The following is an 18621-nucleotide window of genomic DNA, read 5'->3' as shown; positions in this document are numbered from 1 at the left end:
TGTCTTAGAGCCAAAGGCTGATATCTGCTTAAATGATGTTCGTCATACTTCGGCCTGTGCCAATCATAGCATGGTTATATACTATCTTTTTTCGATTCGACGTTAGCAGCTCGCTAGCAATTCTACCCAAAATTAGCTGTTATTCAGTTAGTTTTGCTACTCTTCTCATTAACCCAACTGGCTATTTTTATTAGTATTATTAAGTATTACCTTAATAACAACCCTTTAAATTGTATAAACTAATGACCATAATAGTTCTATTGGCCTTATTAGGCTTTTATCTTTTTGGCTTTTTATTGAATTTTTCTGATTTGCATTATCTTTATTTAGGAGAGATATTTTGACCCATTTATCATCGTCCCATCCAACTACTCACACCTCGGCTAGTGTCGGTCGTATAGTGCCAAAAGCATTGTTAGCAGCGGCTGTCGGCTTGGTACTTGCCAGTTGTAGCAACTCTGACAATGCAGCGGATGGCAGTGCTGCGGCGAGTAATGAGACGCTGAACCTTTACAACTGGTCAGAATACATGCCGCAAGAGATTTTAGATGGTTTTGAAGAAGAAACTGGCATCTCAGTTAATTACACCACATTTGACTCTAACGAAGCCATGTATGCCAAGCTCAAACTATTGGATGATTCGAGCCAGTATGACTTAGCGATTCCATCGACTTATTATGTTGAAAAGATGGCGAAAGAAGGGCTGTTGCAAGAGCTAGACAAATCTAAATTGAGCAATTTCAAAAACCTTGATACCTCATTTACCAATACCAAAGTTGATCCTGACAACAAATACTCTATCCCTTATATGTGGGGCAGCACTGGTCTAGCCATTAACGGTGACGGTGTCGATCCAAAAACTGTCAATAGTTGGAATGACCTATGGGATCCTAAGTATAAAGGTCAGGTGATGCTGACCAATGACGTGCGTGAAGTATTCGGTATGGCACTGCTGACCCTTGGCTACTCAGGTAATAGTAGCAATCCTGACGAAATCGAAGCCGCTTACGATAAGCTCACCACGTTGATGCCAAACGTCAAAACTTTTAACTCTGATGCGACACGTATGCCGTATATCGAGGGTGAGACTGCGCTTGGTATGACATGGAATGGTGAAGCAGTCATGGCCAATGACGAAGGTCTGACCAGCTTGGTTTATAAGTATCCAACCGAAGGCGCTATCTTGTGGATGGATAACTTTGTCATTCCAAAAAATGCCAAACAAGTTGATGCAGCACATAAGTTTATTGATTATTTATTACGTCCTGAAAATGCAAAAATAGTCAGCGAAGAGATTGGCTACGCATCACCAAATATAGCAGCGCGTGAGCTGATGGATGAGAGCGTCCAAAACAACCCAACGATTTATCCTTCTAAAGAAGTACTGGCAAAAGCTGAGTTCCAAGAAGATGTGGGCGATGAGGCGTTGCAAGTGTATCAACAGTATTGGGATAAGCTAAAGACTGGTCGTTAATAGTTTTGATTTAGTACTTTAAAATAAAGTAGTCTTTTAAAAATAAAAACGCTGATCCTAAATGGTCAGCGTTTTTTTGCGCTATAAATGTAAATCCGTCTCGCCGCCCTGCTCTTTCATTCGGCGCTGCTCGCGGCGCTGATAGCCCAGACCGGATGCAGCAAACCAATGCGGCTTCGATGTTTGAAGTAAATCACTCAGCTGCTGCAACTGAGTCTGCAAGGTTTGGGTCAACCAAAAATAGCCCTGCCATTCAAACGCCAGGTGCTGTACGCTTGGATACTCCGAGACAGCAATACGAGTAATGGGTCGAAATACCTCATCGCTTGGACTACGTAACACCGCTGCCATATGTTGCATCGCTTGGGTTAGCTCATGCTGATAATGTACCAATAGAACATGGTTTTCTTCATCAATTTCGATATTTGCCAAGCGCGGTGCCGCACTTAGTAGTAAATCAATCGTTCCGATAATATTACGATGGGTACGTTGGATCGTCTCTAGCGTTTCTTTTTCGATACCTGACTCACTGGCTGTCGCCGCAATATGTGGACGCACAGCCAGCAGACGTTTATTGATCTGTTGTAACGCTGTGACCAATGCTCTATCAACGGGTACTTCCTTAACAGGAAAAGCCAATGGGTTCAGCTTTTGAACAGAATCATCCACTACTCCATCCGTTGCGTCAATATGATGACCTACGCCTGCGTAGAGGCTACTACAAGCGTCAAGGTTGCTACTCAATAAGAACCGCCACATCAACGTTGATTTGAGCGGCAAAATTAGCGTCACTGCTACCGAAACGCCTGTCCCCAGTAGGATATTTAGCGCGCGGTAGATGCCATCTTGACCAATGCTATTATTGCCTAAATCAGAGACAATCATCAACATAGTGATGCCCGTTAGCAGCCCTGTATACCCAAGCTGTCTGACGGCTAAATAGCCAATGATACCGCTGAGCAGACCAATAAGCGCATAGTCCACCCACAACCATGCACCTGCATTTTGATTAAACCATAACACCCCAAGCGCAGTACCAATACCTAATAAAGTACCGATTACGCGCTCTTTAGCCTTGGTATAAATAGCACCTTGGTATTGCAACAACCCTAGAATGATAAATACGGTAATAGTCGTCCATTCACCGTGCGGAAGGTTAGTGATTTTATTGACCAATAAAGCCAGTATCACAGCCGTACCTAGTCGGGTGGCATGTAGGATATCTGCATGTTGGTAGCGAACATAGGGTTCGACAAATGGAGCAGTAATACGCTGATAAAGGGTGGATTTCACGCAAGGCTACTCTTTTTGGATGGAATATTTAAGTGAGACATTTTAGTAAAGGATTATTAAAAAATCTCAATAACTATGGGTAAGTATAAATGGATATTCTATCAGCAAAATGACGGGCAAAAAATAACGCCTTTTACCTATTGTTCACAGGTAAAAGGCGTTATAAAAAATATCCTAGCACACTATATTGAAATCTAGGCTATTGAAGATTACTTATCAAATGACTCGTCAAATTCTTCATTGAGAACTGCGTCAGTGTTAATGAATAGCAGTCTATTGCGCTAGCGTATTACACTTCTAGGTAGTCTAAAATACCTTCCGCAGCTTCACGACCTTCCCAAATCGCGGTCACAACCAAGTCAGAACCGCGCACCATATCGCCACCAGCGAAGATTTTAGGATTTTGAGTCTGGAATTTGAAGGTTTGCTTTTCGGCTGCTAATACGCGACCAGAGCTGTCCATCCCCACTTGCTGAGACTCGAACCAATCAGCAGGACTTGGTCTAAAACCAAAGGCCATGATGACTGCATCACATGGGATGATCTCTTCAGAATTAGGAATTGGCTCAGGGCGTTGACGACCACGGTTGTCTGGTGCACCCAGCTGAGTAGTAACAACTTTTACGCCGTTAACTTTACCGTTTAAGCCGATGATTTCTGTTGGCTGACGATTAAATAAGAACTCGACGCCTTCCTCGCGAGCATTGACCACTTCACGGCGTGAACCTGGCATGTTTTCTTCGTCACGGCGATAGGCACAAACTACTTTGTCGGCACCTTGACGGATACTGGTACGGTTACAGTCCATTGCTGTATCGCCGCCACCAAGTACCACCACCTTTTTACCTTTAAAGTCGATGTACTCTTCAGCGTCTTTTTCCCAGTCATTGCAACGGTTTACGTTGGCAATCAGGTAATCTAGTGCATCGTAGACGCCTGTCAGCTCTTCACCAGCGAAGCCGCCGCGCATATAGGTGTATGTACCCATACCCATAAATACCGCGTCATACTCAGCCAATAGTTCATCAATGGTGACGTCTGTACCAATCTCTGTCTCTAAACGGAATTCGATACCCATGTCTTCAAAGATCACGCGGCGATTGCGCATGACGTCTTTTTCCATTTTGAACTCAGGGATACCGAATGTCAGTAAGCCACCAATTTCAGGGCGCTTATCAAAGACGACTGGTTTGACGCCATTTCTGACCAAAATATCCGCGCAACCCAGACCCGCTGGTCCTGCGCCAATGATAGCGACTTTTTTATCTGTCCAAACTACTTCAGACATATCTGGACGCCAGCCAAGTGCAAACGCAGTATCGTTGATATATTTTTCAACATTACCAATGGTCACTGCACCAAAACCATCATTTAACGTACAAGCGCCTTCACACAGACGATCTTGTGGGCAAACTCGTCCGCATACTTCAGGTAAGGTATTGGTACGGTGGCACAATTCAGCTGCCTGAAATATCTGGCCTTCTGTGGCCAGTTTTAGCCAGTTAGGGATATAGTTGTGTACTGGACATTTCCACTCGCAGTACGGGTTACCACACTCAAGACAGCGATGCGCTTGCTGAGCAACGGCTTCGTTTTCGAAAGGCTTATAAATTTCAACAAACTCTGTTGAACGCGTTGCAATGTCTTTTTTGGTTGGATCAAATCTTGGTACATCTAAAAACTGGAAGTTATTTTCTAAGCGTTTTGCCATGGTGCTATCTCTTTTATATAAGGCTCTTTTGCAGTGGGTGGCGACAGTCAGCGATGTTTGGTTTGTCTAAAATCTAAGAAATGTATCGCTGCTGTCACGTACCTGCTGAAAACCTGTGAGTTAAAACGTCTCTAAAAACGGAACGCTGGCTAACCTGATTAAAGCGACTGCCAATCCATCAATACATTCCATTGATACGATAGGCAGTCATGTATCGGCTATTGTGGGTCGGCCATGGTAGTTTTAAGAAGGCTTGCAATGTTCGCCGCTTTTGGCTTCACCAAATAGAACTTACGAACATAGTGCTCAAAGTCGTTCAGAATTGTCTGACCCCATGCACTGCCTGTTTTATCTACATGAGCTTCAATCACTTGTTGCAAATGAATGCGATGCTCTTCTGTTTGCTCGCTTGAAATACGGTTTAGATCGATTAGCTCATGGTTGCAACGGTCAAAGAAGTCACCTTCCATATCGAGTACATACGCAAAACCACCCGTCATACCGGCACCGAAGTTGAGTCCAGTACGTCCAAGAATCGTGACGATACCGCCAGTCATATACTCACAGCAATGGTCGCCTGTGCCTTCGATAACTGCGTGTGCGCCAGAGTTACGGACGCCAAAACGCTCACCTGCTGTACCGGCAGCATATAGCTTACCGCCAGTTGCACCATAGAGACAGGTATTACCGATGATGGCCGTTTCTTGTGCTACAAAGTTTGAGTCTTTCGGCGGATAAATAACAATCTCACCGCCTGCCATACCTTTGCCCACATAGTCATTGGCGTCGCCTTCAAGCTCGATATTTAAACCGCCAGCGTTCCACACGCCTAGGCTTTGTCCTGCAGTACCTGTCAGACGAAGCTTAATTGGCATATCGCTCATACCAAGGTTGCCCCAGACTTGCGCAATCTCACCAGAAATACGAGCACCAATAGAGCGGTCACAGTTACCAACGAAATAGCTATAGTCGCCGCCCGCCCCTTTGCGAATTTTCACCAGCATATCGCTAATCATCTGCTCAGCAAGCAAGCCTTTATCAAACGGCTCATTACGCTCAACCTGACAAGTTTGTGCTTTGCCTACGCTGGCTGGGTGACTAAATAGCAATGGCGTTAAATCAAGATGACGCTGCTTATCCGTATTACCTTCTAAGATATCAAGCAAGTCAGTACGACCGACCAGCTCTTCCATACTACGAACACCTAGCGCTGCCAACCATTCACGTGTTTCGGTCGCGACAAACTTAAAGAAGTTAATCAGCATTTCTGCTTCGCCAATGAAATGCTCATCACGCAGCTTGGCTTTTTGAGTAGCAACCCCTGTCGGGCAATTATTTAAATGACAGATACGTAGGTACTTACAACCAACTGCAATCATTGGCGTGGTACCAAAGCCAAAGCTTTCTGCACCCAAGATAGCAGCTTTTACTACATCCAGTCCTGTTTTTAGACCACCGTCAGTCTGAACACGTACCTTATCACGTAACCCATTCACTCGTAGAGACTGATGAGTCTCAGCCAAACCTAACTCCCATGGCGAGCCTGCATGATGGATAGACGATAGCGGAGACGCTGCCGTACCACCGTCATAGCCCGAAATAGTAATCAAATCGGCGTAGGCTTTTGCAACGCCTGTCGCGATCGTACCAACACCTGGACGTGAGACCAATTTAACCGATACTAATGCATCTGGATTGACTTGTTTTAAATCAAAAATCAGCTGTGCCAAATCTTCGATAGAATAAATATCATGATGCGGTGGCGGTGAAATCAAAGTCACACCTGGTACTGAATAACGTAAGCGTGCAATCAGCGCATTGACTTTACCACCAGGTAATTGCCCACCTTCACCAGGCTTCGCACCTTGGGCTACTTTAATCTGCATGACTTCAGCGGAACGAAGGTAGGCAGGCGTTACCCCAAAACGACCAGAGGCAACTTGCTTTATTTTTGAGTTGCGCAATGTGCCATAACGCGCAGGATCTTCACCGCCTTCACCAGAGTTTGAACGACCACCGATGGTATTCATAGCCATCGCAATGGACTCATGCGCTTCAGGAGATAGCGCCCCTAATGACATGCCAGCTGAGTCAAAACGCGTCAAGATTTCAGAGATATCTTCTACGTCATTGACATCGATACTGTTATCGGTTTTCAGTTGCAATAAATCACGTAAAGTCGCGACCGGACGGCTATTAACTAGATCGGCATAATTGCGGTAATTATCGTAATCACCTGTACGTACCGCGGTATGCAAGCTGTTAATCACATCAGGGTTAAAGGCATGGTACTCTTTATTGAAGACGAACTTAAGCAGACCGCCCTGATCTAAAGGGGCACGACGCTTAAACGCATTGGCAGCCAATTGTGCTTGATCAGTAGCAAGGTCTGCAAAGGTAGCGCCTTTGATACGACTTTGTACGCCTTTAAAGCACAAATTGACGACTTCTTCTGATAGGCCTACTGCTTCAAACAACTGCGCGCCACGATAAGAAACAATGGTAGAGATACCCATTTTTGATAAGATTTTTAGCAAACCTTTATCCAAGCCTTTGCGGAAATTAACACGGGCTTGAATCGGATCACCAAGTAACTCACCAGTAGCGACCAAATCATCAATGACATCATATGCTAGATATGGATAGACACAAGTTGCACCGAAGCCGATCAATACCGCTATTTGATGCGAGTCACGGGCAAGGCCCGTCTCAATGATTAAGTTAGCATCGGTACGAATACCTTGCGCGATTAGATAATGATGCACAGCACCAGTCACCATAATGGCATTGGCGGGTACTTTGTCTGCATCGATATCTTTATCAGACAAGACAATCAACGTATTACCTGAGCGAATGTTATCTGCCACTTGCTCACAAATAGCCACGATAGCATCAGATAGCTCTAGAGTACGGTCATAGTTTAGATCAATACGAGCCATCTTGAACGCTGGATCATCCAAGGTTTCAAGCTGCTGCATCTTGCTAGCTGACAATACTGGCGATGACAAAATAATACGATGAGCATCTCTCGCAGATGGCGCGAACACGTTAGTCTCAGCGCCTAAACAAGTCTGCAATGACATTACGATTGATTCACGTAATGGATCGATTGGCGGATTGGTTACCTGTGCAAACTGTTGACGGAAGAAATCACCGACATGGCGAATTTGCTGCGACAATACAGCCATTGGCGTATCGTCACCCATTGAGCCGACTGGTTCTTGACCATTTTCAGCATTAGGGCGAATGATTTCTGTGCGCTCTTCATTGGTGATGTGATACATCTTTTGTAGCGCTTTGAGCTTATCACCGCGGCACGCTTGCGTTGCCAACGTTTCTTCTAGACGTTCATCATCACGAACACGCGTTGCTTCTTCACGCAACCATTTGCGATATGGATGCGCCGTTTTTAGTAAAGTTGCAATAGCCGTCGTATCTAAAATTTGACCAGTCAACGTATCAATGACCAGCATTTGTCCAGGTCCAACGCGACCTTTTGCTAACACGTCTTGTGGCTCATAATCCCAAACGCCAACTTCTGATGCAACAGTGATATAGCCGTTCTTAGTGGTTACCCAACGTGACGGGCGCAAACCGTTTCTATCGAGCATACAGACCGCATAGCGTCCATCTTGAATGACTAGCCCTGCTGGACCGTCCCACGCTTCCATATGCTGTGAGTAAAACTCATAAAACGCACGTAGATCCATATCCATGCTATCAACATTCTGCCACGCTGGCGGTACCAAGATAGACATTGCATGGAACAGATTCATACCACCAGACATAAGCACTTCGAGCATGTTATCTAAGCTAGATGAATCTGAGCCGGTACTATTTACAAGTGGTGTCAGCTCATTCAAGTTAGGCAGTTTGTCTGATTTTAGCTTTGGCGTACGAGCTTTAGACCAGTTGCGGTTACCTGTAATGGTATTGAGCTCACCATTGTGCGCAAGATAACGGAATGGCTGTGCCAGTGGCCAGCGCGGCAAGGTATTGGTTGAGAAACGCTGATGGAAGACTACGATATGTGACGCCAAACGCTCATCTTGCAAATCCAAGAAAAACGCTGGCAAGTCTGAAGGCATTACCAAGCCTTTATAAATAATGGTCTGACAACTCAATGAACAGACGTAAAATAGCTCATCATCCGTCAAACGCTGCTCTGCTTTTTTGCGTGCAACAAACAGCTTACGGTTGAAGTCATCAGCAGCTAGATCATCTGGCGCATTAACGAACACTTGCTTAAAGTCTGGCAATGTCTCACGACCAATCTCACCAACAATACTCAGGTCAAGTGGTACATTGCGCCAGCCAGCCACTTCTAATCCTTGGGCGGTAATCTCATCGCTTAACACTTGTTGGCTATGCTTGGCTTTATCGCTATCTAAATTAACGAACACCATACCGACAGCAAAGTTGTCCGTAATGGCAAATTGCTGCTCGTCAGCAATCTGTTTAAAGAAATCGGTAGGCGTCGCTAATAGTAAGCCACAACCATCACCAGTTCTACCGTCAGCAGCAACACCGCCGCGATGTGTCATACAACTTAAACTATGAATGGCAGTTTTTACCAAATCATGGCTCGCTTCACCCTCAATATGGGCAATTAGGCCAAAACCGCAATTATCAGAAAAATCATCTGGCGTGGCCAGGTGTGTTTGTGAGGAAATCATTGACATAGCTTGTCCTTTTAAGTAGACGGGCAACTTACATTTCCAATGCGGAGTATAAGTTGGTACCCGTAAGCAGAACGGGCTGATAGTGGATATTCGTGTGTTCGAATTGGCAAATAGTGCAATGCTCGATAGACATCATACTCTAAGAGAAAGTAAAACCCTTGACCCTCCTGGTCATTAGCTGATGTCTTGACATGTGGTCCGTGTATCAAAAGATAGTAAGTAGCAGCCCTTGGCAACGGGAGAATTTACGCCCTTAAATGCCAGTTACTCAATCAGTGATACCTAATGCCATCCATTTAAGCATCATTTGTTATATTGTCATGTTTAGCATTTAGAGCTAAGCATACAATGACTTAATAACGGTGCACTTGTTTATCTTGAATATCTGACGCTCTGTATTCAAGCACTTTGTTTACCCTAAAAAGAGTGACAATAAGAGAGGTTGCGTCACTTACGATAACCTTATTATAGATAGTAAGTAACCGCGCTTGAGACAATAATATTTAGTAAAGAACTCTAAAACTAAGAAAAAACCGCTAAATAGTTGTTAAATAGACATTTTTTACGATAACTATACAGAACGTCGCCCACAGTTATATTAGTTAATGATTGTCGAAAAATCTAGTCTTTTCTATCGATTCATCAGCCATAAATTGTAAGAGGACTTATTACTATTGGTTATGAGACAAATATAACTGCTATTAAAATTTTAATGCAAACCATATAAATGACAGTTAGCAAAAGGCTTTGATAATACTTAACAATAGTAGCTTGCCGTTTATCATGACGATAAAACTTTTTTGTATAGTGCTAAAAAAACCCACTAACCAAATAGCTAGTGGGTTTAATTAATCAAGCAAAAATTAATTACTCTTATCTTCTATTAGCGCTTTTATACTGTCGCTATTATTTTTGGGAGGATTAGCGTTAGCACTTTTGCCATTAGCATTTGAATTGTTGTTTGTGCTACTAGGGGGCTTAGGCGTTGGCACGAGTGGTGGCTTTTTACTAGTAGCGTTCTCCGCCGGTGCCGCAGGCTTTTTGTTTTCTGGCGCAGGCTTACTTGCGTTGTTTTCGTCTTTTGGCGATGATTCAGATATTGTCTGCGTCTCACCACCAACTGTACGCTCTTCGCTAACAGATAATGTGGCAGAGGTATCTACCGACTGACGAATACTCTCTTGAGTACTGCTACTATTAGCGCTTTCTTGGTTACCTCGATTACTGTTAGTACTAGCTGATTGAGCAGCGGCGTCATCAGCTTCTTCTTGCAAACGAGCAGGCACTTCGCGCTTAGTAGGCTTTAAATCGACGGCACGTGTACGTTTTGTACTTAGATCTTTTACTGGGTCAGGACGCTCATAATTATCAATGATACTGACATACCGATTAATCTCTTCTGGCAGTACACGTACGTTTGTAGGTAACTTAAAGTCTATTAGCTTTGCGGCTCCTACCGCTTCTTGCGGGCTACTCATAATTCCATAAGTCAGCATATAACGGACTTGTTTTTCATCATCAAGATAACGGAAATAAGCGAATTTATCGCGATCTTGACGACCTTCTAAATAACTAACAATCACATCGTTTTCAGCGACATTCATTACTTGAACAGTCCACTTGCCTTTATTAGCCAGCAGATAACGCTTGTCTTTGAACTCGTCCGGATAATCGCGCAAATCCCGAATCGTTGCATCAAAGTTAATCGGTTGTACATCCGTATCTAGCTCATGTAGCGATTCGACTTTTAGTGGTTGTTCAAACTCTTCATTCAAAATCTCTGGCGCTGATATCGGTGCATTTTCAATTTTGGCACCCATGGCTGGCGTTTGACTAAACATCCATACTAACGCTGTGACCACCCCTAAAAGTAGGGTCACTATTAGCCAAATCAGTGCTTGACGACTGTATGATTGGCTAGCAGTTCGCGTTTTTGTTTTTGATGTTGCCATGAGGCGGTCCTTGGTAAACACATGTTTTACAGCATGGTATAAATGCTTATTCAAACAGAGGTACAGCTAACCAGTTGGCTATAAGTACGAGATTTTAGTATAAATATATAAACGATAAATTCTTGAGACGTTATGCGCTATGTTTTGACAAAACTTCATGTAATAACTGGCTGTCAAACTCATTAGTCATTACCGCATCGCCTATTGATTTTAACAAAATTAGGCGGATTTGTCCGTGTTTCACTTTTTTATCGTGGCCCATTAAATTTAGAGCAGTGTCTACACCAATAGCTGGTGGCGTAATAGGTAAGTTTGCCAATTCTAAAACACGCTTAATACGTACAACTTCATCATCAGTTAACCAGCCAATCTTTTGCGATAGCTCAGCTGCTTGTACCATACCAGCCGCTACTGCTTCGCCATGCAACCAATTACCATAGCCTTCATGTGTTTCAATCACATGACCAAAAGTATGACCAAAGTTCAATAGCGCGCGCACACCGGACTCTCTTTCGTCTTGTGCCACTACATCGGCTTTGTACTGACAGCAGCGCTTTACAGCTTCACCAAGTACTGCCAAGTCAAGCGCCATCATTGCAGGCAAGTTTGCCTCAAGCCACGTTAGAAACGCCTCATCCATGATAAGGGCATATTTAATAATCTCGGCCACTCCAGCCGACAACTCACGCGCAGGCAGTGTCTTAAGCGTACTCATATCAGCAAGTACCATTTGCGGCTGCCAAAAAGCACCAATCATATTTTTACCTTGCGGATGATTGATACCCGTTTTACCACCAACACTAGAATCTACTTGTGACAATAGCGTCGTTGGAATTTGAATAAAATTGACACCGCGCATAAAGCTAGCAGCAGCAAAGCCAGTCATATCACCGATTACACCACCTCCAAGAGCAATAAGTGTCACATCGCGATTGAAGTGTTCTGTCATCAGCGCATCATAAATCTGATCAATACTTGCCTGATTTTTGTATTGTTCACCATCTGGCAATACGCACACCTTTACCACAAACTGTCCTGCTAGCTCATCTTCTAATGCTTTTAAGTATAAAGGTGCCACAGTATCATTAGTGACAATCAAAACCTGAAGGCCACTGATATAAGGCATGATCTGCTTCGCCATACTGCTATGCTCAGTCGCAGATTGTTCAGTCGCAGATTGTTCAGTAATGACAATAGGATAATCATGACTTTGCGTATGAACTATTAGGCCATCATGAAACGGCATTACCATGTGATACTCCTAAAGCATTTTCGATGAGGTAAAAGTAATTGAGTCTGCATATCAATCGTAGTTGCCAGTCTATTACTAATCTTCTTGATGCGCTGATGCGTCGGTAGTGCAATCGACGAATGATTCTAGCTGCTGCATCAATTGATTGACCATGTGGCGTGGGTACGTGTGACCAGTAGGCATAATAATATGGGCGACTTGGCGATAGAGTGGATCGCGAGCACTATACAAATCTTGCAATATTTTTCTAGGATTAGGCTGCTGCAATAATGGTCGAGACTTGTCCTTAGAGGTACGTGCCAGCTGCACCTCGACAGGTGCATTAAGATAAACGACGATGCCACGCTGTTTTAGGAACTCTCGGTTTTCAGCACACATGACTGCACCGCCACCGGTCGCTAATACGATTTGAGAGTTTTGGGTCAATTCATCAATGGCACGCGTTTCACGCTCACGGAAACCTGCCTCGCCTTCTTTGGCAAATATCCAAGCAATGTCAGCACCTGTCTGCGATTCAATATACCAATCACTGTCTACAAAAGTGCGACCTAACTGCTTGGCAAGCAGTTTTCCGATTGTCGTCTTCCCTGCTCCCATCGGACCCACTAAAAACACCGACGGTAATTCCTGCCCCATAATACTTACTCAGCTAAATTAGGTATGATACAACGTCATCGTTATTCTGGCTAGTAATGAGCCGTGATTATTGTGAGTAAAATTTAGAGTGTATCATTCATCGGTACATACATAGATATTACAACGCTAAAACCACTAATTTCGCGCACAAAAAAAGTAAGCACTATGGCTTACTTTTTTTAGTAACTAGCTAAACAATTTATGATTAGTTCAGACGACTCGTACCATCATTAATAAGCTTTGGGGTCACAAAGATAAGTAGCTCTTCTTTGTTATTACTACGTACATCGCGACGGAAGGCACGACCGATATAAGGCAAGTCTCCTAGGAAAGGTACTTTATCTACACCGTTATTGGTACGGTTTTTGAAGACACCGCCTAACACCACTGTCTGACCATCTTCAATAATAACATTGGTTGATATAGAATCCTCAGAGATGGCAACCTGATTATTAATGATTGTCGGCGTGCCGTTGGTAATGACCAATTGCAAACCAATTTTACCATCAGGTGTGATGTTTGGTGTCGCTTCTAGACTTAATGCAGCCTCTCTAAAGCTGGTTGTCGTCGCACCACTGGCTGACGCTTCCTGATACGGAATCTGAGTACCAGAAGAGACCTTTGCTGTTTGCTTGTCCGCCGTCAAAATCTTAGGTGTAGAAATAACTTCACCGCGGTTATCCGCTTGCAGTGCTGATAATTCAAGATCTAACATTACATCAGACATACTGAGCAAACCAAAGGCGATACTACCCGCTGGGTTAGAAACACCTAAATCAACGTTTAGGTTATCAGGACGAGTAATGTCATAAGAAGGATAAGAGACTGTTTGACCATTAACGGTCGTCGTCTCTACATCAAAATCTTTCAAATCCCATAAGGTTTGATCGCTACCGCCAACCAACAAGCTGCGGTTATTAGCTGCACCGTTTGACAAGATACCCCAACGAACACCAATCTCTTTACTGAAGCTATCAGTTGCACTGACGATACGTGCTTCAATCATGACCTGACGAACAGGAATATCAATCTTGCTAATTAATTTATGAATGTTTTCGATACTGTCAGCAACGTCTTTAATAATCAAAGTATTGGTACGTTCGTCAACCGTTACCGTCCCACGATTGGATAACAACGTATTATTATCCTCACGATTTGATAGGCCACTATTATTGCCGGTCGCGCCGCTACCTTGCGAAATAAGCGTTAAGACATCTTGTGCTTTTGCATAGCTTAAACGAATGTACTCAGTACGCAGAGGTGCGTAAGATTGAACAGCTTGCTGCGCTTCTAATTCACGTGCTTCTTGCTCAGCGAGCTCAGTAGAAGGCGCCACCAAAATCACATTACCATTCTCACGCTTGCCCAAGTTTTTGCTTTTCAAAATAATATCAAGGGCTTGATCCCAAGGAACGTTAATCAAACGCAAAGTGATGTTACCAGCAACGGAATCACTTGCCACGATATTCATCTCAGTAAACTGCGCCAAAATATCTAAGACACTACGAACCTCAACATCTTGGAATTCCATAGATAGCGGTTCACCACTATAGACTCTTTCTTCCAACGTCGGCTCACGTAATAGCTCGGGCTTTTTAATACCAATATTTAACTGGTTACCTGATTGGTAGGCTTGATATTCATAATCATCATTCAAATTAATGGTGACGACGCCATTCTGTCCTTGGTTTTTAGTATCAATACTACCAACAAGGCCACTGTTAATATTCAATCGGCGCAGTAAGTTTCTTGGAACCGTACTACCAGTCAAACGTACGACAAGTTTATTACCTTGACGCTGCACATCTACTGGAATAGCTTCGTTGGCCAGTACCATACTGACGTTACCGCCACCATCGTTACCTGCTGAAAAATTGACTGCGCTTAGCCCATCATAATTATACTGTTTGCTTACTTGTGAAGCGGCCAATTGAGGGTTCAAAAGCGGATTGACTCTGACCACCATCGTATCAGCTGGTACTTCGTTCTTCACCACAACCTTGCTCGTGGTACGTATAGGTGCCACTGGTACAGTAGAGCTCTCAACAATAGGCGTAATGACTGCAGTCGTTGTCATACTATTATTGTTATTAAGTACATCTTGAATCGGGTCGCTGGTAATGACAGGACGATTAGGGTCAGTGATGGTTAGCAATAAATCGTTGCCTTCAATCGCCGTCGTATAATTTCCTGACTCTTTTAAACCAACAATAAGGCGCGTGGTACTGTCACTGCTGAGTGTAGTAACGTCATTGATCGCACCGATGTTGTATTCGTTAAAGCGGCTAGCAAGCCCATTCTGTACTTGTTCAAAATCTAGGACTAAGCGACTAGGATCATCAAGCTGATAGGCTGCAGGCAATACTGGCAATCCTGTAAACCCCAAACGCATTTGCGTCACTGCAGGTGCGGTCTGTACTACAGAGACATTATCGATGCGCTGTGCAGCATGAGCACTATTAGTCACAGCCACCATACTGACTGCCAGTGCTGAAATGGCAAAAGCAGAAGACATGCGGTTGCTCATCATCATTACCTTGTTATTGCGTACTGTCATTATTTATTCCTCAAAAAATCTGCCGACTTAGCTTATAGGGGATACCAGCGACTGGGGTTTTTCTACAAACCCTGCGCGGCTATCTGGCACAATTTCAATCAAGTTAACCTGGGTCGGCGTGATTTCAACAATACGGCCGTCATTCAATCCAAGATAATCGCCTACTTTAACACTCGCAACCGAACCATCTGGACGTTGTATCAATGCATATCGCTGACCTTCGGGCGAAATCACCACACCTCGGAAGACCAATTGCGACAGCTCATACTGCTCAAGCGGTTCTTTGATTCTGTTGATATCTGGTCGTACACCATCTATAGAAGTGGTCGGGCCTTGTACATTGACTAAACTCGGTGGTAAAAATGGACTACGCTGCGAGCTAGCGCTATACACAAAATCCTCTACCAGTTCGGCTTTAGGCGGCGGCTCAATAGGCTGTGCAGGCTGGTTACGGATATCAGTCATTGCCTGCTCTGCCATACCTATACGGTCACTACACCCTGTCATAGATAAAACAGCGACACTTAAAACCAATAGCATGGGCATTCTTTGAATACTCATTAGTTGCCTCCTGCATTTGCATCAGTAGCAGCGGCTGCATCACCTTCAGGAGCCGCTTCTTTAGAGCGATAGGTCTTAGTTTGCAAGACTAAGTTAAGCTCTGGCAAAACATCCAATGTAGGCTGTGGATTGCTGACTTCAAAATCATGCATCGTAATAATTCGAGGCAGTGCAGCAAGACCGCTGATAAAGCTACCAAACTGATGGTATTCACCTAACGCAGCAATACGTATTGGCTGCTCAATAAAGAATTCATTTTCAATTTCAGGCTCTACTGAAATATCCTGAAAACGGATATTACTACCAACGCCTGTCATGTTTATGCCTTCTACCAATTCTGACACACGCGTATCTTTCGGCAACTGATCCAATAAAGTATTAAATTCAGTTTCCATTTGGACAACTTGTGCCTGATACGCTTTTAAATGACGAGCGCGCGACTCTTTTTCACGGTAACTATCGAGCAAGGTCTGCTGCTGGCTTTCAGCCGCATTGATCTCGTCAATTTTGCTGCTGATGGGTAATGCCCATGACAACGCTGCGATGAAGGTAATGATAAGACCAATCACTGTCACCTTTACAGGTAGTGGCCAACTGCCATAGTTTTCTGAATCTAGCGACTCAAAACTACGGCGAAACTCATTTAAATCGAATTGCTTTTTTGGCTTTAAAGCAGATTTTTTGGTTTTAGAGAGGCTCTTTTTGCGGATAAGCTTCATAACGCACCTCCTAGACCAGTATCGGTATCAGCAGCAGTCGGAGTTTCCGATTGTACTCTAGTCGTTACTACAAACTGTACGTAACTGTCTTCAGGATAAACAGGTCGCGCCTGCTCACCAGTATTAACCGTATTGTTGAGGACTGGAGCAGCTTCATAAGCGCTAATATTCTGCTGAATGTTACTTACTGCTGAGTTGCCCATCCATTTACTGTTATCAAGGTTACGAATTAGACTGGACACAATGTTTGGATTGTCCGCTAAGCCTGTCAAAGTTAGGACATCGCCTTCACGTTTAAGGTTATTTAGATAAAGTGCTGGTGGGATAGCTTTAGCGAGATCATCCCATAAACGTACAGGCACAGGACGTCGCCCCTGCAAGTCTTGAATGACTTGCATGCGTGAAATAATGTCTTCACGGCGCTGCTCTAAACTGTCAATCTCGGTCAATGCGGTGTCTAAGCGAGTGTTTTCTTGTTCGATCAATGCGTTGGCATCAAGCTGTTCATCAAGTTCATTATTAAAATAACTCCATGAAGCAAAGGCTGCTAATAGCGTCAGTAATGTCACCGCCACTATTAGAGTCATAAACTCTTTGTTACGACGTTCACGCTCTTCTTGTCGCCAAGGTAAAAGGTTAATACGAGCCATTAGTCAAAGCTCCTTAACGCAAGACCGCATGCAGCCATTAAGCTTGGCGCATCAACTGCCAATTGCTCATTATCGATATTTGGTGCAATAGTCATATTGATAAAAGGGTTAGCAACACTGACAGTTACACCCAGCTTTTGTTGTGCCATACCAGCGAGACCTGCAATAGAGCTGCTGCCTCCTGCAAGCACCACATGATCGATACTGCTATATTGACTTGATGAGAAATAAAACTGTAAAGAGCGAGTGATCTGTTGAATGGTATTTTCTATAAAAGGGGTCAGTACTTCAGGATAATAATCATCAGGTAAGGTACGTTCGCGTTTGCTTAGTGTCGCTTCTTCTGCTGACAGGCCATAGCGATTTTGTATTGCCTCGGTCAGCTGAGCACCACCAAATAACTGCTCACGACTATAAATAAACTCACCATTCTTAGCGATGTATAATGTGGTTTGATTGTGGCCAATATCTACCAACGCTACTAGTTCTGGTACATTTGGTAGGCTATCTACCATCAATCCAAATGCACGCTCGATTGCATGAGACTCGATATCCATGACTTTCGTTTGTAGGCCACCAAAGGCTAAAGCATCGACACGTTGGTCGACGTTTTCTGAACGAGAAGCAGCAAGCAACACCTGAACCATATCTTCACTAACCAAAGACGGTCCTAATACTTCAAAATCTAGATTGACGTCTTCTAATGGATAAGGCACGTATTGGTCGGCATCCAAACGTATTTGCGCTTCACGCTCCACATCGCTGAGTGTCATATCCATATCAATGATTTTAGTAATCACTGCAGAGCCAGAAACAGCGGTCGCAGCATTGCTACCCGCGACTTGGCAGCGTCTTGCCAAGCTCGTTATAATATTACCGGCAGCTTCTGTATCTACTAAAATCTTATCGACCACGATACCTTCCGGTAGTCTTTCAATACCATAAGATTTTAGGTGGAACATGCCTTGCTGACGCTGTATGTCAACCAACTTTACTGAAGTGGCACAAATATCCACGCCAATCAAATGTCGACTTTTGGAAGTAAATAGCCTCACTAGCTCTATACCTTATATTAAGTGTACAATCTGGTAGTTATTTGTAATAATTCAATACAATACTTTACTTAATTGATAG

Annotated in this window: 12 protein-coding genes; 1 reads left to right on the top strand and 11 read right to left on the bottom strand. The window is 43.8% G+C overall.

Annotated elements, in window-relative coordinates; translation table 11 throughout:
* Nucleotides 1-340 precede the first annotated feature (340 nt).
* Nucleotides 341-1474 (top strand): ABC transporter substrate-binding protein, encoded by a 1134-nt coding sequence (locus tag ABFV72_RS05965; RefSeq protein ID WP_347162815.1) that lies wholly within the window; start codon nt 341-343, stop codon nt 1472-1474.
* A gap of 81 nt (nt 1475-1555) precedes the next feature.
* On the opposite strand, the gene ABFV72_RS05960 is transcribed toward ABFV72_RS05965, so the two are convergent.
* The 11 genes from ABFV72_RS05960 to pilM form a co-directional block, all read right to left on the bottom strand.
* A complete protein-coding gene (locus tag ABFV72_RS05960) occupies nt 1556-2767 on the bottom strand; it encodes an FUSC family protein (protein WP_347162814.1) in 1212 nt (403 codons plus the stop codon).
* Nucleotides 2768-3056: 289 nt separating this feature from the next.
* A complete protein-coding gene (locus tag ABFV72_RS05955; RefSeq protein ID WP_347162813.1) occupies nt 3057-4478 on the bottom strand; it encodes a glutamate synthase subunit beta in 1422 nt (473 codons plus the stop codon).
* A 218-nt stretch (nt 4479-4696) separates the two neighbouring features.
* On the bottom strand, nt 4697-9160 hold the full coding sequence (gltB, locus tag ABFV72_RS05950; RefSeq protein ID WP_347162812.1) for a glutamate synthase large subunit: 4464 nt from the start codon (nt 9158-9160) through the stop codon (nt 4697-4699).
* Nucleotides 9161-10023: 863 nt separating this feature from the next.
* Complete coding sequence (locus ABFV72_RS05945; protein ID WP_347162811.1) at nt 10024-11112, bottom strand: hypothetical protein; 1089 nt, start codon at nt 11110-11112, stop codon at nt 10024-10026.
* A 130-nt stretch (nt 11113-11242) separates the two neighbouring features.
* Entirely contained in the window at nt 11243-12364 is a 1122-nt protein-coding gene (gene aroB / locus ABFV72_RS05940; RefSeq protein WP_347162810.1) for a 3-dehydroquinate synthase, read from the bottom strand.
* Nucleotides 12365-12439: 75 nt separating this feature from the next.
* Nucleotides 12440-13000: a shikimate kinase AroK gene (gene aroK / locus ABFV72_RS05935; RefSeq protein ID WP_102093188.1), complete on the bottom strand. Its 561-nt coding sequence runs from the start codon at nt 12998-13000 to the stop codon at nt 12440-12442.
* A 205-nt stretch (nt 13001-13205) separates the two neighbouring features.
* Nucleotides 13206-15557: a type IV pilus secretin PilQ gene (gene pilQ / locus ABFV72_RS05930; RefSeq protein ID WP_347162809.1), complete on the bottom strand. Its 2352-nt coding sequence runs from the start codon at nt 15555-15557 to the stop codon at nt 13206-13208.
* A 27-nt stretch (nt 15558-15584) separates the two neighbouring features.
* Entirely contained in the window at nt 15585-16118 is a 534-nt protein-coding gene (locus tag ABFV72_RS05925; RefSeq protein ID WP_347162808.1) for a pilus assembly protein PilP, read from the bottom strand.
* Nucleotides 16118-16837, bottom strand: a complete 720-nt coding sequence (locus tag ABFV72_RS05920; RefSeq protein ID WP_179799317.1) for a type 4a pilus biogenesis protein PilO — start codon at nt 16835-16837, stop codon at nt 16118-16120. Before ABFV72_RS05920 ends, ABFV72_RS05925 begins: the two co-directional genes overlap by 1 nt.
* On the bottom strand, nt 16834-17487 hold the full coding sequence (locus tag ABFV72_RS05915) for a PilN domain-containing protein (RefSeq protein ID WP_101204297.1): 654 nt from the start codon (nt 17485-17487) through the stop codon (nt 16834-16836). The genes ABFV72_RS05920 and ABFV72_RS05915 overlap by 4 nt, the downstream gene beginning before the upstream one ends.
* Nucleotides 17487-18542: a type IV pilus assembly protein PilM gene (pilM, locus tag ABFV72_RS05910; RefSeq protein WP_347162807.1), complete on the bottom strand. Its 1056-nt coding sequence runs from the start codon at nt 18540-18542 to the stop codon at nt 17487-17489. Before pilM ends, ABFV72_RS05915 begins: the two co-directional genes overlap by 1 nt.
* Between the last annotated feature and the right edge of the window lie 79 nt (nt 18543-18621).

It is taken from the genome of Psychrobacter proteolyticus (assembly GCF_039762275.1).
GTDB lineage: Bacteria > Pseudomonadota > Gammaproteobacteria > Pseudomonadales > Moraxellaceae > Psychrobacter > Psychrobacter proteolyticus_C.
This window is presented reverse-complemented; position numbering and strand designations above follow the sequence as displayed.

What these genes read in the sequence shown, in the direction of transcription:
- aroK (WP_102093188.1), bottom strand. Translation starts at nt 13,000, where the DNA reads ATGGGGCAGGAATTACCGTCGGTGTTTTTAGTGGGTCCGATGGGAGCA.
- gltB (WP_347162812.1), bottom strand. Translation starts at nt 9,160, where the DNA reads ATGTCAATGATTTCCTCACAAACACACCTGGCCACGCCAGATGATTTT.
- ABFV72_RS05945 (WP_347162811.1), bottom strand. Translation starts at nt 11,112, where the DNA reads ATGGCAACATCAAAAACAAAAACGCGAACTGCTAGCCAATCATACAGT.
- aroB (WP_347162810.1), bottom strand. Translation starts at nt 12,364, where the DNA reads ATGGTAATGCCGTTTCATGATGGCCTAATAGTTCATACGCAAAGTCAT.
- ABFV72_RS05920 (WP_179799317.1), bottom strand. Translation starts at nt 16,837, where the DNA reads ATGAAGCTTATCCGCAAAAAGAGCCTCTCTAAAACCAAAAAATCTGCT.
- ABFV72_RS05915 (WP_101204297.1), bottom strand. Translation starts at nt 17,487, where the DNA reads ATGGCTCGTATTAACCTTTTACCTTGGCGACAAGAAGAGCGTGAACGT.
- ABFV72_RS05925 (WP_347162808.1), bottom strand. Translation starts at nt 16,118, where the DNA reads ATGAGTATTCAAAGAATGCCCATGCTATTGGTTTTAAGTGTCGCTGTT.
- pilQ (WP_347162809.1), bottom strand. Translation starts at nt 15,557, where the DNA reads ATGACAGTACGCAATAACAAGGTAATGATGATGAGCAACCGCATGTCT.
- ABFV72_RS05955 (WP_347162813.1), bottom strand. Translation starts at nt 4,478, where the DNA reads ATGGCAAAACGCTTAGAAAATAACTTCCAGTTTTTAGATGTACCAAGA.